The sequence below is a fragment of the Streptomyces nojiriensis genome, assembly GCF_017639205.1.
Classification (GTDB): Bacteria; Actinomycetota; Actinomycetes; order Streptomycetales; family Streptomycetaceae; genus Streptomyces; species Streptomyces nojiriensis.
Map to the genome: position 1 here is coordinate 8632138 of NZ_CP071139.1, position 21307 is coordinate 8653444.

Genomic DNA, 21307 nt, shown 5'->3' on the forward strand with positions numbered 1-21307 from the left:
GCGTACCTACGTCAGGGTCATGACCGCGTGGATGAGCGGCTACCACGCCTGGCAGACCGAAACCCTGCGCTACCGCACCGCGCCACAGGTCGTGCCGGCAGCCGGCCCCGGCTGCCTCGACCGGATCCTGTACACCCGACACCCCGACCAGCCCGTCCCGAAGCCGCACTGACCAGCCCGCTCGGCTGACGGCCGTCGTCGACCAGGCGTTCGGCGACGAGGAAGGGCGGCGACAGGGGCCACTACCTTGCCGGGGCGTCGTCGTTGTCCGCGTGAGGGACGCGGCCGGCCGGCCGCGGCACTGTTGTCCGGCGGGGAAGGGCGTGGAGCGTTGGTGTCGGGGTCGGGTGGGCGGAGCGTGCTGGTGACGGGGGCGACGGGAGGTTTCGGCCGGGTGATCGTGTTCCGTCTGGCGGGCGCGGGCTGGGACGTGATCGCCGGTGCGCGCGATACGGACAAGGCCCGCAGCCTGGTGGCGGACGCCGCCGAGCGGGGACTGGCCCTGCGCACGGTTCAGCTGGACGTCGCGTCCGAGGCATCCTGCCGTCAGGCGCTGCTGGAGTGCGCCGAGATGACGGGTGGCGGCCCGTGGGCGCTGGTCAACAACGCCGGCATCCCGCAGGCGGGCGCGGTCGCCGACGTGGACGACGAACAGGCCCGTCGCCTGCTGGAGGTGAATCTGCTGGGGCCGGCCAGGCTGTGCCGACTCGTCCTGCCCGCCATGGCCGCCCGTGGCGGCGGCCGGATCGTCAACATCTCCTCCGGCCTGGGCCGGGTCCCCTGGCCCATGGGCGCCTGGTACAGCGCGGGCAAGCACGCCCTCTCGGCCCTCACCCACTGCCTTCGCGTAGAGGCCGCCCACCTCGGCGTCCGCGTCAGCCTGGTGGAACCCGGCGCGTTCGCCACGCCCATGCTCAGCCGTGCCCTGACCGACCTCGACACCCTCCGCGACCCCGCGAACCCCGGATATGACAACACCACACGCCTCTTCACCGCCGTGGACCGCCGGGTCCCCGGCCCCGAACCGGTGGCACGCACCGTCGAGGCATGTCTGACGGCCCGCCGGCCCCGCCCCCGCTACGTCGTCGGCCGCGACGCCCGCCTCCTCGTCCCCCTCCACACCCTGCTGCCACTGACCCTCACCGACCGCCTCAAGCACACCGTCACCGGACTGCCCCGCACCCCCGCACCCGCCACACCACCCGAAGGGTCCGGGCGGCGCGTGAAGGAGACGGCGTGAACCCCTACAGCCGCATCACCCACGCCGCGGTCCACCTGCCCGCGCGACGCCAGCACGTCACCGAGATCGAACGACTTCTCCGCCGGCACAGCCCCGCCCTCAACCTCCCCGCCGGCCTCCTCCAGCGCACCTTCGGCCTCCACGAACGCGCCGTCGCCGACCCCGGCGATCTGCCCTCCGACCTCGCCGCCCGTGCCGCCGCCCGCCTCCTGCGCACCGCCCGCCTGGTCCCGGCCGACATCGACCTGCTGCTGTTCGCCGCCGTCAGCGCGGACGTCCGCGAACCCGCCAACGCCCACATCGTCGCGGCGAAGACGGGCGTGACCTGCCAGGCCTTCGACATCGGCGACGCCTGCAACGGCGTCATCGACGCCCTCCAGGTCGCCGACGCCCTCATCCGCACCGGCCGGCACCGCCGCGTCCTGATCACCTGCGGGGAGACCCTCACCCGCCTCTCCCGCTGGCACCTCACCCGCGACCAGCTGCGCACCGGACTGACCTCCCTGACCGGCGCCGACCTGGGTGCCGCCCTCCTCGTGGAGGCCTCACCCGTGCCGGGCATCACCGGCTCGGTATTCCTCGCCAACTCCGCGGGATGGCCAGCCGCCACCCTCTACGACCCCCACCACGCCCCCGACCACCCCCAGGGTCTTCACGTCGACTCCGAGGCCCTGCTGGGCTCCTTCGTCGACCTCGACGTCCAGGCGGCCCAGTGGCTCAAGGAACAACACGTCGACGTCCGCGAGCTCGACCTCGTCTGCGTCCACCAGCCTTCCGTGCCCTTCATGGACACCTTCCGCACCCGCATGGGCATCGACACCGCGCAGATCGTCCCCACCTTCCCGCACACCGGGAACGCCGCCGCCGCGACCCTGCCCCTCCAACTCGCCCACGCCGTCGGCCACAACCGGCTGGCCCCGGGCGACCAGGTCGCGCTCTTCGGACTCGCCAGCGGCGCCAGCGGCGCGGTGATACTGCTCCGCTGGTGACACCGACCGGCGCGCCGTTGACGCCCGCGCCCGCCCCGCCGGGAGCCGGGTCCGCATCCGGTGCACCCGTCCTCCGGGCCGAAGTCGGCCGCCGCCGCGCGGGTCTGCCAGGCAGACTGTTCCCGAGTGATCGAGATCGAGGGGGAGCGGTGCAGCGGAAGGTCTGGTTGTGGGCGGGGACGGCCTGGTTGGCGCTCGTGTTATCAGGCGGTGCGTTCACTCTCTACCTGGACGAATCCGAGGATCCTGGTTCGGGGCCGGCCCACTGGGAGCGGGCTCCCGTTCCGAGCGGCACGCCTTCGAGCTGTCCCGACCCGACCGCTGTGGCCAGGGGCGTCCCACACTCCTGCGCCTACTGGGAACGCGGTTGAGCGGCCACGATGTCACCGGGTGACGGGTCCCCGAGCAGGCAGTTGCAGGGCGAAGCGGCGGACGGCATCCGTGAAGGCGTCCGGATCGTCGAAGTTCGCGAGGTGTCTCGCCCGCGGGATCAGTTCGATGCGGGCGTGCGGATGGGCCCGGACGAAGGCCCTCTCGCCGGACCGGAAGACGGGGTCCTTCTCGCCGTTCAGGATGAGCACGGGAGCCGATACGCGGCGCATCGCATCCGCGTCGAAGCGGCCCAGTACCTCGCCCCAGGCGGCCGGCAGGGTGTGGAAGGCGTAGCCGGCGCGGATCGTGGCGTCCACCACCTCGGGAGAGTAGAGCCGACGCAGGAACCTGTCGTTCCAGCGGGTCAACCGGTCCGCCGGTATGCGGGGGACGAGCCCGGCGATCAACCGGTACGGCATGGCCCACGGACCACGCGTCGCGGCGCTGGCCCCCGCGAGAACCAGCCCCCGCAGCTGTTCCGGGCAGCGTCGCGCGAATTCCAGCGAGGCGTATCCGCCGAGCGAGTGCCCGACGACCAGAGCGGGTTCGCCGCCGAGTGAGTCCACCGCGGAAGAGATGATCTCCGTCGCCGCGTCCAGACTCCAGGGCTGCGCAGAGCGCGCGCCGTGGCCCGGCAGGTCGACGGCGGTCACCCGGAAGTCTTCCTGGAGCGCGGTGAGCTGTGCGCTCCATTGACCCGCGCTGAATCGTGTGCCGTGTACGAAGACGATCGGTGGTGCATCCGCAGCCGTCATGGGTCCCCCAGATCCGCGTTCTCTCCGGACCGACTCTACTGGCGGGCATCCCGCGCCGCCGAGACGTGGAAGGTGCTTGCCAGGAGGACGTTCGGACTGTCCAACTGCGTTGGGGCGCGGGAGGAGTGTGCGTCCGTCGGATCGATGACGGCGAGCGGAAGCGGCCGACGCCGCTGTCCGACGTGGCAGTTCGGGCCCACCGCCTTCACCACGTGCGCGCGGTCACCCGCCCGTACGCACCCCTGGCGGCATCGGCTCGTTGACCCGGCATGGAACTGCCGACCATCGCGGCGCCGGGCGTCGGTGAACGGGCCGACGCCGTGGCCGATGCCGCCTGCCACCTCTACGACACCATCGCCCCCTGGGGGACCGGCGCGCCCGGCGGATGGAGCCGGGCGGCCGCCGAGGACGCCGCCGAGGCGATCGAGACCACCGCGCACGCCCTCGCGTCCGTCGGCCCGGGCGCCGAGGTGGTCCTCGCGCCCGTCCACGCGGCCCTCGCCGACCTGCGCCGCCGGCTCGGCCTCGCGCCCGCCGACGCGCTGGGCGGCGACGGGATTCCGGCGACCCCGCGTACGGTCGGCAACCCGCGCCGCACCCGCTGGGCGCGGGTGCTCACCGCCGCGCCTTCGCCCCGGCAACCGCCTTCTCGTACAACTTCCTGATGTCCGCGCCGAAGTAGGAGCTGTACGAGGTGTCGGCCTTGTCCCCGCCGGTCTTCCAGCCGCCGATGACCCCCACCACGTCACCGGTCCCGGTGCGCGCGTCGTAGCCGGTCAGGAACGGACCGCCGCTGGTCCCACCGGGATAGCCGGTGCAGTCGATCCGCAGGAACGATCCCGGGATCCGGGCGTCGGCACTGGTGAACTTCGTCGTCCGGTTGACGCACACGCGCGGCCGGGCGGCGGAGGCCGGGTAGCCGATCAACGTGACCCGCGCGTGCGCGTAACCGGCGCCGGTCTTCAGCCGGTTCCCGCCGACCACGGCCTCCACCGGGAAGCCGCGGGCGTCCGGACCCACCTGGGCGAAGGCCACGTCGAGGGCGGCCGCGCGGTCGATGCCCTGGGAGCGGTAGCGCGGGTCGATCCAGATCTTGGAGCGCCCGGCCGCGTCCCGCAGGACCGGGAACATGCCGTACGGCTGCGGCTTCGCCCGCGTGTACTGCGGTACGAAGGCCACCTGCTGGGTGTCGGAGCCGAGGAGGCAGTGCGCCGCGGTGAGCACCAGGTCGCGGCCGGGGGAGGAGACCACGCTCGCGGTGCAGAAGTAGGTCCCGCCGCTCTTGACGAGGAACATCCGGCCGGCGACCGGGATGCCGTCGAAGTTCTGCCCGATGCCGGGGGTGAGGGCCGGCAGTCGCGGAACGGCCGGGCGTGCCGGAGCCGGTAGCGGAGCCGGGGCCGGGGCCGATGGCGCACGGGTCGGCGTGGCAACGGCAGTGGGTGTGGGGGTGGGAGCGGGCGTCGGTGTGGCGGCCGGGGTCGCGGACGGCACCGGGAGCCCCGTCACGACGGGGGTCGGTGTGGCGGCCGGGATCGCCTCGGCCGGGTCGGCCGAGGCGGCGGGTTCGGCAGGGTCGCCTTCGACGGGTTCGGCCGGCTCCGGCGGTTCGGGCAGCTCGGGCGGCGCGGGATCCACGAGTCCGGGCGGCACGGGCGGCAACGGGGCGGCGGAGGCCATCCGTTCGGCGGTCCAGAAGGACTGCGCCTCACGCGCCGACCAGCGGCCGACGGCCACCGGAGCGGCGGCGCTCCCGGCCCCGGCCACGGCCACGGGCAGCGGCCCTCCCGGTACCAGCAGGGCGGCCGCCACCACGGCCATCGTCAACGTACGTCGCATGCCGGACACTCCCTAAAGGGCCTGGGGGAAACGGAAGAGCCGGTCCGGGTCGTAGACACGCCGGACCTCCTGCAGCCGAGCGAGGTTCGGGCCGTAGTAGGCCTCGCGCCAGCCCGTGAGCTTCGGGTCGGTGTAGTTCTGGTACGCGCGGCCGCTCGCCCAGGGGCGCAGGTCCTGCCAGAGCCCGTCGAGCCAGCCCTGGTGCCGGGCCTCCTCGGCGGCCGTCGCGGATTCGGGCCAGTACGCGAGGTACTGGGCGAGGAAGGCGCTGTCGCGGTGTACGAAGGCGGTGGCGCCGGCCGGGACGCGGTTCACCGCACCGCCGCAGACCCCGTCGAACTGGACCACGCCCAGGCCGCCCCGGGGCACGCTCGTCCCGTACCGCCGTACTGCGTCCAGGACCGCGCCGATCGCCGCGTCCGGCAGCCCGCCGCCCGCCCAGAAGTCCGACCGTGCGGCGTAGGAGTCCCGGCCGAGCCGTCCCTGCGGGTCCCGGCCCGGCAGGGTGCCCGGCAGCCGGCACTGCGCGGGGCTCAGCTCCAGGCAGCCGGACATGGCCCGGACGGTTTCCTCGTGGCTGCGTACGGTGGTCCAGCTGTCCCGAGGTGCCCCGCCGACCAGGTCGGACAGCCGGGTCAACTGCCGCTCCAGCTCCTGGCGCCCGTCGAGGCACACGACCCGCATCGCAGGTGGCGCTCCGTCCCCGGCGCCCACCCCGACGGTGAATTCCACCTGGCTCCAGAACGGGTCCGGCAGCCCGGACAGCCAGCGCTGCCAGCCGCGCAGCACGGCCGCGGAGTCGGCGCCGGACCAGTGGAGTTCGGCGTAGGCGCACGCGCCGACCGGGTGCGTGCGGAAGCGGAACTCGGTGACCACGCCGAAGTTGCCGCCGCCACCACCGCGCAGCGCCCAGAAGAGCTCCGGATCCCGGTCGGCGGAGACCTCGCGGACGATCCCGTCGGGAGTGACCACCCGGGCTCCGGTGAGCCGGTCCGCGGTGGTCCCGTACGCCCGCGAGGCCAGGCCCAGGCCGCCGCCGAGGGTGAGTCCGGCGATCCCGACGGAGGGGCACAGCCCGGTCGGGACGGACCGGCCGTGCGGGGCGAGGACCGCGTGCACGTCACCGAGTCGGGCTCCGGCGCCGATCCGTACGCCGCCGCCCTCGCCGCCCTCGCCGCCGTCGACCGACACCGCGGCCATGGCCCCGGTGTCGACCACCAGCCCGGCGGATCGCGTGGACCAGCCGGCGTAGCTGTGCCCGCCGCCGCGCGGGACCACGGGCGCGGCCGAGCGGCGGGCGAAGTCCAGGCAGACGGCCACGTCCCCGGCGTGCGCGGGATAGGCCACCGCGGCCGGGGCGACGGCGTCGTACCGGGGCTGGAACAGCCGGCGGGCCTCCGGGTAGTCCCGGTCCCCGGGGAGCACCACGCGCCCGTCGATCCCGCGCGCCAGCGCCCCGTAGTCCGGGGTCCGGGCCCCCGCCCCGACGGTGGCGAGGACGGCCGCGGCCGCGCTGCCGAGGACCTGGCGGCGATTGAGGCTCATACCTCCTTCCTGCCACCGCCCGGGCCGATAGCGGCGCAGGCGGGTCCCACACGCACCGGGGTGCCCCCTGAACGGCGCACAGCCGAAACGGTTCCGCTCGTCCTACGGTCGCACCGCGACCCGCGCCCTCCGACCCGCGAACGGCCGCCGTACGCTACCCCCATGGCCCTGGTGGATCTCAGCGCGCACACCGACGCGTTCAACGCCGACCCGTACCCCTTCTACGCCGCGCTGCGCACCGCCGGCCCCGTCCACCGGCTGGTGCTCGGCGGCGAACGCACCTGGCTGGTCGTCGGCCACGAGGAGGCCCGGCAGGCCCTCACCCATCCGGGACTGTCGAAGGACTGGCTCGGCTCCGAGCTGTTCGCGAGCACCCTGCCCGTCCAGGCCGTCGCCACCAGCATGCTGGACACGGATCCGCCCCGTCACACCCGGCTGCGCCGCCTGGTGGCCCGGGAGTTCACCGCCCGCCGCGTGGAGTCCCTGCGCCCGCGCGTCCAGCAGATCACCGACGGGCTGCTCGATGCGATGGCGGCCCGGCCCGACCGCCGGGCCGACCTGATCGCGTCCTTCGCCGTACCGCTGCCGATGACCGTCATCTGCGAACTCCTCGGCGTCCCCGGCCTGGACCGGGAGCGCTTCCGCTCCTGGTCGGGCGAGATAGTCGCCCCGCCGGACGGCGTCGGCGCGGACCCCCGGGCCGTGGCGGAGATGACCGCGTACCTCTTCGAACTCGTCGCCGCCAAGGCCGCGGACCCCGGAGAGGACCTGCTCAGCGCGCTGATCCGCACCCGCGACGAGGACGGCGGCCGGCTTTCCCCGGACGAGCTGATCGGGATGGCCTTCCTGCTCCTGGTCGCGGGCCACGAGACCACCGTCAACCTGATCGGCAACGGCGTACGCGCCCTGCTCGCGCACCCCGGCCAGCTCGCCGAGCTGCGCGCCGACCCGGACGGGCTGATCGACGGGGCGGTGGAGGAGATGCTCCGCTACGACGGCCCGGTCCAGCACGCCACGTACCGCTTCGCCGCCACGGACCTGGAGCTGGGCGGCGTCACCATCACGGCCGGCTCCTCCGTCCTCGTGGCGCTCGCCGCGGCGGACCGCGATCCGGCCCGCTTCGCGCAGCCCGGGCCGGACGTCTTCGACATCCGCCGCACCGGCCCGGGCCACCTCGCCTTCGGTCACGGCATCCACTTCTGCCTCGGCGCCCCGCTCGCCCGGATGGAGGGACGCATCGCGCTCCGGGCCCTGCTGGAGCGTTTCCCGGACCTCGCCGGCGACCCGGAGGCGGGCCCGCCCGACTGGTTCCCGGGCACCTTGATGCGGGGCGTGACACGGCTGCCGCTGCGCTGGTGAGCGCCGGGTGGACCGGAAGTCCTAGGCGGCGCGCCGTGCCAGGTCCTTCGCGAGGACGACGCTGTCGTAGTTGGTGACGTCCCACCGCCACGCGCCGATGGGCGCGTAGCCGCGGCGCCGGTACCAGCCGACGAGTTCGGCGGCCTGCGCCGAGGTGTCGATGACGACGTGGTCCGAGCCGAGGGCGGCGATCCGCGCCTCCGCGAGTGCCAGCAGCCGGCGGCCGAGCCCGCTGCCCCGCCGGGCGGGGTCCACCGCCAGTTGCCAGAACGATCCGGCCCCTTCGGGCGCCGGGTAGCCGCTGGGCGTGGAGTGCGGGGCGGAGACGGTGACCGTGCCGACCGGCACCCCGTCCCACGTCGCGACCCAGCACTCGCCCTTGCCCAGCCGGTGGCGGGTGTCCTCGGGCGACTGGTACGAGGCGAAGAAGACCCGCCCGGCGGCGGCGTGGTCCGCGTAGGCCCGGTGGAGCAGGGCGGTCAGCTCCTCCACGGAGTCGCCGTCCCGGAACCGCCGCAGGACGAAGCCTCCCGCCCCCGGCGCCGTTTCCGCCCCTGCTCCCGATGCCACCACGTCGTCGATGTCCACGGCGGCAGTCAACAGCACCGGCGGAGCCTGTCCGAGGGCGGGTCCTCGGGGGCCTACGCCTTGCGCGCCAGCAGGAAGCCCTGCGGGGACGTCTCACCGGGGCCCGCCTCGCGGACCACCCGGGCCACCTCGGTCAGTCCGGCCCCGGCCAGCAGGCCGGCGATCAGCTCGGGCGGGGTCCGGTACACGTGGAGGTCGACCGGGTGCCCGTACGCGTGCTCCAGCCGGATCCGCTCGTCGCCGGCCTTGAAGGCGATCAGGAGATGGCCGCCCGGCGCCAGCACCCGGGTGAACTCCGCGAACAGCGCGGGAAGTCCGGAGGGCGGGGTGTGCACGGTGGAGTACCAGGCCAGCACCCCGCCGAGGACCCCGTCGGCCACGTCCAGGGCGGCCATCGACGCCACCTCGAAGCGCAGCCCCGGATACGTCCGGCGGGCCACCGCCACCATCGCCGGGGACAGGTCGACACCGAAGGCCCGTACGCCCAGACCGTCCAGATACGCCGTCACCCGGCCCGGGCCGCAGCCCAGGTCGGCCACCGCCCGGCCGCCGCCGCCCGCGTCGTCGCGCACGTACTCGGCGAAGGCCGCCAACATGGCCCGGTCCAGCGGCTTTCCGGCCAGTTCGGCGCTGAGCAGCCGCGCGTAGTCGACGGCGACGGCGTCGTAGGACGCCCGTACGGAGCTGAGGTACGAGGTCTCTGTCATGCCCCTGAACAGTAGCCTCCAGAGCCCCTCCGGGGGGAAACCGACCGAGTGCTCCCGCTCACCCCCCGACCAGCGGATTGGGCAGTTCCGCCCACTGATCGCCCGGAACCCCGGGACTCAGCCGCATCAGGGTGAGCGCCTTGGTGGGCAGCGGCCCGGTCAGGAGCGCCTCGGTGTCCGCGGTGGCCGGCAGTGCGGACACCTCCGCGAGTGCCTCGGCGAAGGCCCCGGCCGAGCCCGCCGTGGCCCCGAGCGCCCCCGTCAGCAAGGACCCGAACAGCTTGCGCCGCAGCACGGTCACGTCGTCGGTCACCAGCCTGCCCGACAGGGGCGGCACCGGCAGGCCGTGCCGCGCCAGCCGGGCCGGGCTGATCCGGATGTCGGCGAGGTCGCGGTAGACCAGCCGCAGCGGGGCGCCGGTGGGGGAGAGGACGACGAGGAGGTTCTGGCCGTGCGCCTCCAGAGCCACCCCGAGCTCCAGCACCCGCAGGCACACCGAGAGCGCGAGCCGGGCGAACTCGGCGCGCCAGGCCGCCGAACGCGCCGGGCCGAAGGACGCGAGGGCCGCCACCGGCAGCACCCGCTCACCGGCGGCGGCGTCCGCGTACACCTCCGGCGGCTCGCGCAGCACGGCCGCCAGATCCGGACTGTGCGCGGTCGTGGCGCCCAGCGTGCGGGTGATGTGCAGCCGGCCGTCGAGGCGCGCGGCCAGGCCCTGGGCGAAGGCCGAGACGGCCGCCGCCGTCTCGATGGAGTAGACGGAGATGTCCCGCACGGACGAGGTCAGCCGGGCGCTCAGCGCGGTCTTCACGTGCGCCCCGCCGTCGGCGGGGGCCAGCGTGCGCAGGGCCATCAGCGGATGCGCCGCGAAACCGGGCAGCACCCGCTCGTGCTTGAGGACGTGCGCCGCCTGCCACGGGTGCACCGGGACCAGGACCCGCCCCGCGTCCCGCAGCTCCGCCGGCCAGTCGCCGGTGACCAGGCATTCCTCGGCCCGTACGGCGACCAGCCCGAGCTCCACCACCGGCCGGTGCTCGGGCGCGTACGCCAGCTGCTCGGCCACCGAGAAGCCGGGCCGGGAACGGCAGTTCGGGTGGAAGGGATGCCCGTCGACCACCCGCTGTTCCCATTCCCAGGTGGCCCGCGGGGCGGAGTCGTCCCCGGTGGCCGGCTGACCGGCCCGGGAGAGCGCGAGGGAGGCCGTGCAGCCGTCCAGCTCGGCGGCGAACTGCTCCCCGTGCGGCACCCCGAGGGCCGTCACCAGCCGCGCGGCCTGCCGGTAGGGCCGGCCGTCGAGCAGCAGCTCGCTCACGTAGGGCCCGGTCGCGTACGGATCCGGCAGCGGGCCCTCCAGCCGGGCGCCCCCGGCCAGCAGCAGCGCCAGGCCGTCGGACCCGTGCTCGCGGCCGACGACCCAGGGCAGGGGCTCGAAGGCCAGGGCCCGCCACAGCCGGGTCAGCACGGCCGCCCGGGCACCGCCGAGCGCGGCGGCGTACGAGGGTCCGAGCGACGGGCGTACGCCGGCCAGCTCGGCGGCGACGGCCTCTTCGGCCGGGGAGGGGGAAAGGTGCATGCTGAGGCTCCGGCATCGGAATATCGCTTTACGGGATGATCAAGTAATGATTGCGGATACCGAAGATCACGACTGGTGGTTACGCCCTGCGAACCTCCGGCGCACCGGATGGACCGAATGGAATCAGTGGACCTCAACGCCGCCGCCGACGCGTACGCCGCCGCCCCGCTCCTGAACTGCCTGCTCAGAGAGGCGGCCGACCCCGCAGAGGGGAACGACGCGGCCGCGGGAACAGATGTGCGCGTCCACCGGCTGCGCGGCAGCGGACGGCTGCTCCGGGTGCGCGGCGGGCGCCGGCCCGAACGCCCCGAACTGCGCACGGCGGACGGCTGGCACCCGCTCACCCACACCGAACTGGCCAAACTCGTCTCCGACGAACTGGGCCGGTTCACCGGTGTCCCCAACGACGAGCTCCCCGTCGAGATCACCGACAGCCGCGACGCGATCGCCGCGCTGCTGGCCGCCCGGGCCACCGCCGAACCCCCGGCGGACCCGTACCTCCTCTCCGAGCAGTCCCTGGTGATGGGCCACCCCCATCACCCCGCCCCCAAGGCCCGCGGCGGGGCGCCGGCCGGGAGCTGGCTCCCGTACGCGCCCGAGGCCTACGCCCGTTTCCCGCTGGTCTTCCTCGGGCTGCGCGAGGACCAGACCACCGAGGAGGGCGGCCCGGCGGCCTCCGCAGCGATCGACGCCCTCGCCGACGCCCTCGACGGGCCGCGCGCGCCCGCCGGATACCGGCTGCTGCCCGCCCACCCCTGGCAGCTCGACCTGGTCGGCGAGAGGCCCGCGGTGCGCGAGGCCTTCGCCGACGGGCGGCTGCTGCGGCTCGGCACGACGCGGCGGCCGGCCTGGCCTACCGCCTCGATCCGGACCCTGTACGTACCGGACGCGGCGGCCGACCTCTTCGTGAAGTTCAGCCTCGACGTCCGGATCACCAACGACGTGCGCCGGCTGTGGCGCCACGACCTGCTGAAGCTGCGCCGTACCGACGCGGCCGTCGAGGCCGGTTTCGCAGCCCTGCGCCGGACCGGGGCGGCCGCGGCCTGGCTGCCCGACCGCGGCTACCGCACCGCCGCCTTCGCCTTCGAGGAGCTCGCCGTCCTGGTCCGCGACGGCCTGCACGCGCACACCGTGCCCGGGGCCACGCCGCTGCTGGCCGCCGCGCTCGCCGAGGGCTACCCCGGGAGCCCGCCGGCCGGGACCACCGACCCGGTCCGGTGGTGGCGGGCGTATCTGCGCCAGGTCGTGCCGCCGGTGCTGGAACTGTTCGCCCGGCACGGCATCGTGCTGGAGGCCCACCTCCAGAACACCCTGGTCGCCGTCGACGCGGACGGCCTGCCGGTGCAGGCCCTCTTCCGGGACGCGGAGGGGGTCAAGCTGCCGGCGGACCTGTCGCGGGCGGACGCCTGGCAGCGCCTGGTCTACTGCCTGGTCGTCAACAACCTGACGGAGATCGCGGGAGCCCTGTCCGGACGGTACCCGGACGTCTCGCCGCTCCTGTGGCCGGCCGCACGGGAGGAGTTCCTGCGCTACGACGCCACCCGCGGACTCCCCGAGATCGCGGACCTGCTCGCCTCCGCGACCCTGCCCGGCAAGACCAACCTGCTGCTGCGCTGGACCCGGGCGGACGGCGCGGACGCCCGCTACCTCCCCCTGCCGAACCCGCTGCGCTGCTAGTGCTGTGACCGCATAGGTTCACCGGGTTGGACGGCGCGGGTTGCTGGTGGGGGCGGTCGGCCGTGGCGGAGGCCGCTGACGCCGCCAACGGCACGTGGGTGACAATGAGGCCGTGGAGCCAACCAGTCGGATCATCGTTGCTTTGGATTTTGACAACCGCCGAGCGGCTGACGAAGTCGTCGACCGGCTTGGTGAGGAGTGTCGTTTCTACAAGGTCGGGATGGAGCTGCTCACGGCGGCCGGACCGGACCTGATTGAGCACCTCATAGCCAAGGGCAAGGACGTCTTCCTGGACCTGAAGCTCTTCGAGATCCCGAACTCTGTGGCCGGCGCCGTCCGCGCCGCCGGCGCTCTGGGTGTCTCTATGGTGACCGTCCACAGTATGGGCGGCACCGGCATCCTGGCCGCCGCTGTCGCCGCGGCCCGCGACTTTCCACACCTTCGCGTGCTGGCCCTGACCGTCGTCACCAGCATGACGAGCTCCGATCTCGCCGACATCGGCATCACCGGCTCAACCTCGACCGAGGAGCAGGTGCTGCGGCTGGCCCGGCTGGCGGAAGGCGCCGGTTGCCACGGCGTGATCGCATCGCCGCAGGAAGCCGGGCCACTGCGGGCTGCGCTGGGAGCCGGCACCCTGATCGTCACGCCGGGAGTCGCGCTTCCTGGCGAGGCTCCAGGTGAGCACGCCCGACCCGGCACACCGCGTGCTGCCGTTGCCGCTGGTGCGTCACATGTTGTCGTGGGCCGGACGGTCACCCGTGCCGCGGACCCGGCGGCCGCATTCCGGCTCGTCCGCGCCAGCCTGGAGCTGTGAGCGGAAACGATCACCGGACTGGATGGTCAGGCCGCTGCCGGCGAGAGCGGCCGGCCGCTCCATCGGATGCCCTTCTCGCTGCGGATGCAGGCGCGTTCTTTGCGTTGGGCGGCAGGACGTCGGGGTGGCGGGCGTTGGCGTTGCGCCAGCGTGGATAGGCGTGCAGTGTGCGGGTCTGGACGGTGTGGTTCGGGTGGTTCGAGTTCGCCAGGGTGAACTGCCGCAGCGGCCCGAAGTGCGCCTCGATCGGATTCGCCCAGGAGGCGTTCGTCGGGGTGAAGCACAGCTCGGTCTTGTTCTTCCGCGCCCACTTGCGGATCTTGATGCCCTTGTGTGCCGAGAGGTTGTCCATGGTCACGTAGATCGGGGCGCCGTCGGGGCGTGCTGCCCGCATGGATTTCAGCGCGGCCGGGGACTGGGCGGCGCCCTTGTGGCGGCGGTTGACGCCCCACAGGGTGTCGTCGCCGACCGAGTAGCAGCCGTGGAAACAGGTGACGCCGTGGGTGCGGTGGTCGGTCGCCGGGACCCGGTCGGGGCGGCCCGCCTTCGCCCAGCAGGACCCGCCGGTGGGGCGGATGCCGAGCGGTCCGAACTCGTCGAAGGCGAAGACCCGGTCGGGGAAGTGGTCCAGGACGTGCTCGATCCGGTCGAGCTTGGCGCGGTCGGGGTCGGTGGACTCCTTCCAGGTCTTGGTGCGCTGGAAGGTGATCCTGCGGCGGGTGAGCAGGCAGCGCAGGGCCTCGCGGCCGATGCGGATCACCCGGCCGTGGGTGCGTCGCAGGTAGGCGACGAGTTTGCGGAGCGACCAGCGGGTGAAGGGCTGGCCGAGCTCGGTCGGGCGGGTGGTGGCCGTCTGGATGACGAAGTCCTCGTCATCAGTGCTGAGCTGGCGGGGACGGCCTCCCGCCCACTGAGGGTCCAGGCGGGCCAGGCCGATCTCGTTGAACCGGTGGATCACGTCGCGGACTGTGTCCTCGTCGGCCTGCACCAGTTGGGCGATCACCGGTGCTCGGTTGCCGCCGGCTGAGGCCAGCAGCATCATGGCGCGCCGGTAGCGCACCGTACTGGTACTGCCCCGGCGCACGATCCGCTGTAACTGCTGGCCTTCCAGATCTGTCAGTCTCCGGACCCTGACCGGCTCCGCCACCACGCCTCCCCGCACCTTGGATGTCCGCCCACATCCAACCGGTCCGGACCGTGCCACCGCCAACCCGGTGAACCTATGCGGCCTAGGGGTGGCGGGAGGCGGATTCCGGTCGCCGACGATCACGTCTTGTGGGACGTGGGACGTGGGACCTGGGACGTCAGTCGGTGTCGGTGGCGGCCAGCACGGCCAAGCGCCGGTGCCCTGGTGCGAGGGCAGCCAGACCGATGTCCCATGCCACTTGCTCGAACCACTCCGTATCGGCTTCGAAGACGTGCCAGGTGCAGTCCCGCACACGCGCTTCGACCTCGTCGGCCGCGGCACCTTCCGGACATCCGGCCAGTGCGGCCATGGACTGCCAGGCCGCCAGGCGGCCGTAGGCTCCGTACGAGCCGGAGGTGTAGGCCCCTCCCGTGGATGCTGCGGCGAAGAGCAGCTGCCATGCATGAGCCGGAGGACGGACAGCGACCGACAGAGGGGCCTTGTCCCCGCTCCGTCCAGACACCGCAGCCCCAGTGCCAGGAGTGTGTTCGGGACCGATCCGACGTCCAGCGGCTCTGAAAGGTCGAAAACCCGCGCCTCGATGTGCCCGTTGGACCCTTCGGCCCAGTTCGCCACGGCCGTGGCCATTGCGGTGGCAGTGGCCTGTCCTGTCGTCTCCTCCACCGACGGGACACGGCCGTCGCCGATCACAGCCGGTTCGGGACTCTCCGAGGGGCCGTACGGCATGGAGTGACTGGTGCCATGGGTGCCGTAGCTCGGCAGGTCCGCACATCCCTCCACGTCGGACAGCGTCAGCGGCAGCCAGCTCAGGGGGTGATGCCGCCGATGCGGCGACGTCGCCCAGCCCGCGATCCCCGGCGTAGCCGCGACGTTCACGCCCCTGAGCACGAGTTCGTGGACCAGACAGGCCCGAAGCTCCTCCGAAGCGTGGCCGGTGAATGCGGCGCTCAGGTCCGCCGCCTTGTGGCCGGAGGCCAGCAACGAGGCCGTGTAGCGATCCAGTTCTTTGCCGGCGACCTCGGCCGAGGAGACCAGTCGCAGCGCCTGGGAGGCGTTCTCGGGACCAGGGGTGGTGGTCAGCAGCCGAAGCAGGTGCTCGAAGACGCTTCGGTACTGCCACAGTTGCCCCTCGGAGCCGTACTTCTCGGCGAGGGCGATGCCGAGGTCCGTGGGGAAGGCGGCGTCCCCCAGTGCGAACCGCTCGTCGGCCGCCGCCCACACGTCGGTGACGTTCTTCAGGTTCGGCAGCTCCGACACGATCTTCTGTATCTGCTCGTTCACGCCCCTGAGCCTACGCATCAGCCGACTCCGACTCCGTCTCCTCTCCTGGACGTCGCTGCCCATGGTCACCGCGTCGCACGGGCGGATTCCGTAGGTGAAGAACGGCAGACAGGCCAACCACTTTTCGGACTTGGCCGAATAGGGCGGCAACTACACTTCCGCACCATGACCTGCGGGGGATACCAGGGGCCCAGTGCCTGGGACATGGAGAAGGCCTATCGGCGAGCGCAGGGCGAGTTCATCCCCCCGGACGAGGGGGATTCATGCAGCAGCACGGCGTGCTGCTGCCTGTTGCCCGCAATCGCGTTCGCCCTTTTCATGGTGATCGTCACCGTAGTCGCCGTGGCCGAATTCCAAGTGGGGCGTCGGTGACGACAACCCAGCCCGGACCAGGTGACATGTTCTCGGCGGACGACTTCACCAACCGGCCGAGCCACGGCATCATTGCTTCATGGCGACCTTCGATCAGCAAGGCCAGCACGTCAACGGACCCCAGTACAACGCCGAGACCATCAACATCGACCGGATCGACCGCGAGATCCTGGCCCGGGAGCTGGCCATGGCCCTGAGCAGGGTTCAGGAACTCGGACTGGACGAACCCACGCGGCAACAGGTGTCCGGAGAACTGGAAGCGGCAGGCGCGGACATTCAGGCGGGCCGCACGAGCCTCGCCCAGGAACGCCTGGCCCGCGTGCGCGCCATGGGCGGAGCCCTGGCCGAGGTGGCCGGAGCCTTCCTCCGAGGCACGGGCGTCCTGGGTGTCTGACGGGTCGTACGGGCCGCACGATCCCGCGCCCTACTTCGACCAGCAGGGCCAGCATGTGTACGGACCTCAGTACAACGCCGAGGGCATCCACTTCAACCAGGCGGATCCGCAAGCGGTGGCGGACGCGATTGCGTGGAATCGCCAGAGATGGGTGAATGAACAGGACGAACGCAGGCGCCGATACTACGAAGACAAGAGCAAGGCCGACCGCAGGAATGTGCAAGCGGCTGTAGTGCTCGTCGCAGGCTCGATTCTCTTGTACTTTGCGACCAAGCTGGTAATCGCCGTAATGAGCAGATAGGCCCATTCCGGATCGCCTTGAGGCTGGAACTCGTCCCTCGATCACGTAACTCGCTAAGCTCTCCCTGTCCTGGAGGGGGTGGCTGAAGCAGTGATGACTCGTGAGTCGGCCGTTGCGATGGTGCAGAAGATCGTGGATGGGGACTGCGCCGATGACGCCGAGATCGACGGCGCGCTGGAGGCGCTGGACAGGGGCCTTGGCTGTCCGAGTGGCTATGTCAGCGACTTGATCTACTCGCCCGACGGGCCGGAGAGTACAGCGGCTGAGGTGGTCGAACTGGCCCTGGCCCACCGACCGTTCGCGCTGTGAGAATGACAACCGCTCGGGCGTTCTTCAGCTGGGATTCGTCCGGTTGATCATGTGACTGTCGCCCGCCTCGGTCGTCGGATCGGACATGGGGCGGGGAGATCTCACGGATGCCGAGTGGGAACGGCTGCGGCCGTTCCTGCCGGCCGGCAACAGGCGTTGTGGCCGGTGGCGGGACCACCGGCAGGTGATCGACGGGATTCTGCACCGGGTACGGACCGGAGTGCACTGGCGTGACCTGCACGAGCGGTTCGGTCCGTGGAAGACGGTCCACGAACGCCATCGGCTGTGGTCGGCCGACGGGACCTGGGAGCGTCTGCTCCAGCGGGTCCAGACGGAAGCGGACGCGGCCGGGGACATCGACGGGGACATCACCGTCGACTCCACCATCGTCCGGGCCCACCAGCACGCGGCCGGCGCCCGTACCGATCCGCCACCAGCCCTTGATCCAAAGGGGGGGGCTGGGCCGGGAGAACACCGGGACGAGACGCCGTGGCAGAGCCTTGTCGCCCGCCTGGCGGAGGTGGTGCGGGAGGCGAGGGCCTCGGCCGCTCGCGCGGCGGCCTCACCACCAAGGTCCGTCTGAGCACAGACGGCCGCTGCCGCCCACCGTCCCTCATCGTCACGCCAGGGCAGCGGGCGGACTGCACGCAGTTCGAGCCGGTGCCGGAAAAGCTCCGTGTCCTGCGGATCGGGCCGGGCAGGCCCCGCAAGGAGCCCGACAGCCTGGCCGCCGACAGGCGTACAGCAACGGGCCGTGCCGCGACTACCTGCGCAGACGCGGCATTCGGCACACGATCCCGGAGAAGACGGACAGTCGGGCCGCCCGCCGGCGCAAAGGCTCACGTGGAGGGCGGCCGCCGGGCTTCGACGAGGAGCGGTTGAAGAATCGGAACACCGTAGAACGGGCCATCAACAAGCTCAAGCACGCCAGAGCGGTCGCAACCCGATACGACAAACGCGGATACGTCTACCTCGGCACCGTCACCGCAGCCGCCCTCCTCATCTGGCTCGGCCGGTGGTCGGTCAGTGACCGGCAGGCGGCTCGAAGCAGCCGCCCTCGGGGTACGGGCCGTTGGTCTTCACCTGGTAGTTGGTCTTCTGCACGAAGGCGGTGACGCAGGCGTCGTCATGGACACGGACACCGACCAACGCGCCCTCGGGCGTGACGTAGTGGTCCGTCTCGAAACGGGAGCCCATGTCCCGTACGGTGAGCGTTCCGCCGAGCCACTCACCCTTCGGCCCGAACCGTTCCTCCTGGAACCCGAGGTCGAGCAGGGCCGCGCGCACGCTCGTCGGATCCCACGTCCCGCTCTCCCAGAGCCGCTTGAGGACGGGCTCGATGCGGTCGGCATCCTTCTGCGCGTCCTGCGCGCTCGCGGGCGACATGTCACCCGGGATGCGGAAGCCGTTGTTCTCGCGATAGTGCGAACCCGCCCCCTCCGACGCCGTATCCGCCGGGCCGGGGTGATCGCGGTCCCAGTTGTGCTGGGCGATCACCAGCAGCGCGCCCGCCAGGGAGGCGGCGAACAACTGCGACATCGCCGTCCAGCGCGCACGGAACACGAGCGCGATGACCGCGACCACGAGCACGGTCACCAGGAAGTCCTGGATCCGCGCCATGTACGCGAGGTCCGCCGCCTCGATCCGGTCCTGGTCTCCCTGAGCGGCCCAGACCTCCATGCCGTGCCCGAGCATGAAGTCCAGCGCGAGCCATCCCGCCCCGAGCAGCAACAGGGGAATACCGACGGCCAGGTCTGCGGCGAGGGGCGTCCGGCGTGACCAGGGTCGCCGGCCATGCCGGGGTCGGGGCTCGGTCAGGGAATCAGTCATGGCCGCATCATGCCGAGCCTGCGGCGGGGAGGCATGAGTACGCGTACTCACCCGCCGCCCCCTTGTGATCACCCTGTGAAATGGGCGCGGTGCTCGTGGAGGAAGGCGTCGAGGGTGCGGGGCGGGCGGCCCAGGACGTCGCTGACGGTGGTGGTGGGGGTTTCGGGACGGGTCACGGCGAGTTGCTGGATCTCCGTCACGTGGTCGGCGAGCCAGGCGGGCATGCGGGCGTGGTGGAGGAGGTTGTCGCGCAGTTCGTCCGGGGTGAGGCCGACGTAGCGGATCCGCCGGCCGGTCAGGGCGGTCAGCCGTGAGGCGAGTTCGGGGTAGGAGACGGCTTCGGGTCCGGTCAGCGTGTAGGTGCCGCCGGCGATGTCCGGCCTGGTGAGGGCGGCTGCGGCGACGTCGCCGATGTCGCGGCAGTCGATGAGGTTGCAGGGCGCGTCGCCCGTGGTGCCGAGGACGACGCCCTGGGCGACGCCCGGAGCCAGGCGCAGCAGGTTCTGCATGAACGCGTAGGGGCGCAGGACGGTGCGGGTCAGGCCACTGGCGCGCAGGTGCTCCTCGACGGCGTGGTGGCCGCGGGAGACGGCGACCGGGGAGTCGGGCTCGGCGGCGGGTGCGGAGATCTTGACGATGTGTCCGATGCCGGCGTGGGCGGCGACGTCGATGACGCGGGTTTCGAGCTCGACCTGTGCGGGGCCGTTGGCCATGGCGAGGAAGAGCTGGTCGGCGCCCTTGAACGCGGTGTGCAGCGAGTGGGGGTCGGTGGCGTCGGCGTACCGGACCTCGACGGGCGGCTGGTGCCCGCCGGTCGTACCGGGGACCGGCGTGTTCGGGGTGCGGGTCAGTGCGCGGACGGGTGTGCCGACGGCGAGGAGGCTGTGGAGCAGGGCGTTCCCGGTCGCTCCGGTGGCTCCCATGACAACGATCATTGCGTGCTCATTCCTTTTTGACGTACCGGCTGCGGGTGCGGCCGGGGTGGGTCATGCCGATGGCGCTGTGGTGGAGCCGCGCCAGCGCAGGGTGACGATGGTGGCGGCGAGGGCCGCGGAGACGGGCAGGTCCACGCGCAGGCGCTCCAGCCACGGGGTGGCGGGGACCGGGGTGTGGGCGGGCAGCCACTGGGCGGCGAACCACCCCAGCAGGGCTGCCGCGACGGCGGCGATGACGACGAGTACGGCGGCCAGGACACCGCGCGGCGTGGTGAGGGTCCACCGTCGGGGCCGTCCGCCGTGCCGCAGCCAGGTGCCCACCAGGAACGCCACCACGGCGGAGGTGCCGGCGATGGAGGTGCAGGCGGCCACGGCCAGGTCCCGCTGCCCGGTGAGGACCCCGGCCGCACCGGCCGTCAGCGCGGGCGCGGCGTAGGAGGTCAGCACCTCGCGCCACAGCGTGAACGGCCGGGACGGTCGGGGTGGCTGCGGCGGCCGGGACGGCCGGGGGGCTGTTCGGTGCGGGCTGGTGGTGTGCTCGGGGGCGGTCATGCCGGCCTCTTTCTCGCTCGGGTGAGGGAAGTGAAGGGGTGCGGTGGTGGGTCGTCGGCCTGCTCCGGCAGGGTAATTAGGTGGCTAATTATTACGGCGTGAAAAGGGCCCCGTCCCGTGGGGCGGAGCCGAAACGGCCGTGGTCGGGGTCAGTCCGCCGCGAGGGCCGCACTGCCGCGCACGACGCGGGCGAGCAGGTCCAGGAACACCGCGCGCTCCTCGACGGAAAGGTCGCCCACCATCGCCTCCAGTCGCCCGAAATGCTCGGACGCCATGTCGCGCAGGCGCTGCGCCCCCCGGGCGGTCAGGACGGCCACCGTGCCCCGGCCGTCCTCCGTGGACGGGCGGCGGGCGATCAGGCCCTCGCGTTCCAGGCCGTCCAGCAGGCCGGTGATCGTGGCCCTGGAGACGCCGAGGTCGACCGCGAGGCGCGAGGGGGACTTCTCCCCGCCGTGGTCCTCCAGGTCGGCGAGCAGGCGGTAGCGCCCCGTCGAGAGGCCGAACCGGGCGAAGTGCGCCTCGGCCGCCCGGCCGACCCGCGCGCCCGCCGAGATCAGCCGCACCGCGACCAGCACCGCCTGCGGGTCGACCTCCAGGCCGTAGTGCTCGACCTGGCGCCTGGCCTGGTCCAGCGTGGGTGCCTCGCCGTCGATGCCGTCCCTCGTCATGAAAGTAATATGGCGGCTAATCATTCGCCGTGTCAAGGGGGCGGAACGCCAGGGGATCGG

The 21307-nt window shown here is 72.6% G+C and carries 20 protein-coding genes and 3 pseudogenes; 11 read left to right on the forward strand and 12 right to left on the reverse strand.

Going from position 1 to position 21307, the window contains the following annotated elements; translation table 11 throughout:
• Positions 1-19 precede the first annotated feature (19 nt).
• The 3 genes from JYK04_RS39020 to JYK04_RS39030 all read left to right on the forward strand — a co-directional run bounded on the left by JYK04_RS39020 (position 20) and on the right by JYK04_RS39030 (position 2229).
• Positions 20-172: a hypothetical protein gene (locus JYK04_RS39020; protein WP_189744667.1), complete on the forward strand. Its 153-nt coding sequence runs from the start codon at positions 20-22 to the stop codon at positions 170-172.
• Between the two features lie 192 nt (positions 173-364).
• The gene (locus JYK04_RS39025; protein WP_268254170.1) at positions 365-1240 is read left to right on the forward strand and encodes an SDR family oxidoreductase; all 876 of its coding nucleotides are present in this window, start codon (positions 365-367) and stop codon (positions 1238-1240) included.
• On the forward strand, positions 1237-2229 hold the full coding sequence (locus JYK04_RS39030; protein ID WP_189744671.1) for a 3-oxoacyl-ACP synthase III family protein: 993 nt from the start codon (positions 1237-1239) through the stop codon (positions 2227-2229). Before JYK04_RS39025 ends, JYK04_RS39030 begins: the two co-directional genes overlap by 4 nt.
• Positions 2230-2612: 383 nt before the next feature.
• On the opposite strand, the gene JYK04_RS39035 is transcribed toward JYK04_RS39030, so the two are convergent.
• Positions 2613-3356, reverse strand: a complete 744-nt coding sequence (locus JYK04_RS39035; protein ID WP_189744673.1) for an alpha/beta fold hydrolase — start codon at positions 3354-3356, stop codon at positions 2613-2615.
• Positions 3357-3625: 269 nt separating this feature from the next.
• On the opposite strand from JYK04_RS39035, the gene JYK04_RS39040 reads away from it, so the two are divergent.
• Positions 3626-4021 carry a hypothetical protein gene (locus JYK04_RS39040; protein WP_189744675.1) on the forward strand — a complete coding sequence of 132 codons (396 nt, stop codon included), beginning with the start codon at positions 3626-3628 and terminating at the stop codon, positions 4019-4021.
• On the opposite strand, the gene JYK04_RS39045 is transcribed toward JYK04_RS39040, so the two are convergent.
• Positions 3972-5195, reverse strand: a complete 1224-nt coding sequence (locus JYK04_RS39045; protein WP_189744677.1) for a trypsin-like serine peptidase — start codon at positions 5193-5195, stop codon at positions 3972-3974. The genes JYK04_RS39040 and JYK04_RS39045 overlap by 50 nt on opposite strands.
• A 12-nt stretch (positions 5196-5207) precedes the next feature.
• Positions 5208-6740, reverse strand: a complete 1533-nt coding sequence (locus JYK04_RS39050) for an FAD-binding oxidoreductase (RefSeq protein WP_189744679.1) — start codon at positions 6738-6740, stop codon at positions 5208-5210.
• A gap of 162 nt (positions 6741-6902) precedes the next feature.
• Here JYK04_RS39050 and JYK04_RS39055 point away from each other — a divergent pair, with 162 nt between their 5' ends.
• Positions 6903-8099, forward strand: a complete 1197-nt coding sequence (locus JYK04_RS39055; protein ID WP_189744681.1) for a cytochrome P450 family protein — start codon at positions 6903-6905, stop codon at positions 8097-8099.
• 21 nt (positions 8100-8120) lie between these two features.
• Here the strand turns inward: JYK04_RS39055 and JYK04_RS39060 are convergent, their stop codons facing one another.
• Genes JYK04_RS39060 through JYK04_RS39070 form a run of 3 tightly spaced genes read right to left on the reverse strand, consistent with a single transcriptional unit; the run spans position 8121 to position 10967 of the window.
• Entirely contained in the window at positions 8121-8705 is a 585-nt protein-coding gene (locus JYK04_RS39060; protein ID WP_189744683.1) for a GNAT family N-acetyltransferase, read from the reverse strand.
• Positions 8706-8740: 35 nt separating this feature from the next.
• On the reverse strand, positions 8741-9394 hold the full coding sequence (locus JYK04_RS39065) for a class I SAM-dependent DNA methyltransferase (protein WP_189744685.1): 654 nt from the start codon (positions 9392-9394) through the stop codon (positions 8741-8743).
• A 58-nt stretch (positions 9395-9452) separates the two neighbouring features.
• Positions 9453-10967, reverse strand: coding sequence for an IucA/IucC family protein (locus tag JYK04_RS39070; protein ID WP_189744687.1), 1515 nt, complete (start codon positions 10965-10967; stop codon positions 9453-9455).
• 108 nt (positions 10968-11075) lie between these two features.
• On the opposite strand from JYK04_RS39070, the gene JYK04_RS39075 reads away from it, so the two are divergent.
• Positions 11076-12644, forward strand: coding sequence for an IucA/IucC family protein (locus tag JYK04_RS39075; RefSeq protein ID WP_189744689.1), 1569 nt, complete (start codon positions 11076-11078; stop codon positions 12642-12644).
• Positions 12645-12756: 112 nt separating this feature from the next.
• The gene (pyrF, locus tag JYK04_RS39080; protein ID WP_189744691.1) at positions 12757-13458 is read left to right on the forward strand and encodes an orotidine-5'-phosphate decarboxylase; all 702 of its coding nucleotides are present in this window, start codon (positions 12757-12759) and stop codon (positions 13456-13458) included.
• Between the two features lie 26 nt (positions 13459-13484).
• On the opposite strand, the pseudogene JYK04_RS39085 reads toward pyrF, so the two are convergent.
• Positions 13485-14605 (reverse strand): annotated as a pseudogene (locus tag JYK04_RS39085) (IS630 family transposase).
• Between the two features lie 157 nt (positions 14606-14762).
• Positions 14763-15949 (reverse strand): annotated as a pseudogene (locus JYK04_RS41705) (DUF6183 family protein).
• Positions 15950-16337: 388 nt separating this feature from the next.
• Between JYK04_RS41705 and JYK04_RS39095 the strand changes: the two are divergent.
• The 4 genes and pseudogenes from JYK04_RS39095 to JYK04_RS39110 form a co-directional block, all read left to right on the forward strand.
• A complete protein-coding gene (locus JYK04_RS39095) occupies positions 16338-16652 on the forward strand; it encodes a hypothetical protein (protein WP_189744692.1) in 315 nt (104 codons plus the stop codon).
• Positions 16645-16953, forward strand: a complete 309-nt coding sequence (locus JYK04_RS39100; RefSeq protein WP_189744693.1) for a hypothetical protein — start codon at positions 16645-16647, stop codon at positions 16951-16953. Before JYK04_RS39095 ends, JYK04_RS39100 begins: the two co-directional genes overlap by 8 nt.
• A gap of 78 nt (positions 16954-17031) precedes the next feature.
• On the forward strand, positions 17032-17262 hold the full coding sequence (locus tag JYK04_RS39105; RefSeq protein ID WP_373297494.1) for an e9imm peptide: 231 nt from the start codon (positions 17032-17034) through the stop codon (positions 17260-17262).
• An 85-nt stretch (positions 17263-17347) separates the two neighbouring features.
• A pseudogene (locus JYK04_RS39110) lies at positions 17348-18272 on the forward strand (IS5 family transposase); the annotation flags it as partial.
• Positions 18273-18285: 13 nt separating this feature from the next.
• On the opposite strand, the gene JYK04_RS41710 reads toward JYK04_RS39110, so the two are convergent.
• The 4 genes from JYK04_RS41710 to JYK04_RS39130 form a co-directional block, all read right to left on the reverse strand.
• A complete protein-coding gene (locus JYK04_RS41710) occupies positions 18286-19092 on the reverse strand; it encodes a DUF6234 family protein (RefSeq protein ID WP_229876670.1) in 807 nt (268 codons plus the stop codon).
• 68 nt (positions 19093-19160) lie between these two features.
• Positions 19161-20027, reverse strand: coding sequence for an SDR family oxidoreductase (locus JYK04_RS39120; RefSeq protein WP_189744694.1), 867 nt, complete (start codon positions 20025-20027; stop codon positions 19161-19163).
• Between the two features lie 51 nt (positions 20028-20078).
• Complete coding sequence (locus tag JYK04_RS39125) at positions 20079-20579, reverse strand: hypothetical protein (RefSeq protein WP_189744695.1); 501 nt, start codon at positions 20577-20579, stop codon at positions 20079-20081.
• A 149-nt stretch (positions 20580-20728) separates the two neighbouring features.
• The gene (locus tag JYK04_RS39130) at positions 20729-21247 is read right to left on the reverse strand and encodes a MarR family winged helix-turn-helix transcriptional regulator (protein WP_189744697.1); all 519 of its coding nucleotides are present in this window, start codon (positions 21245-21247) and stop codon (positions 20729-20731) included.
• Positions 21248-21307: the final 60 nt, after the last annotated feature.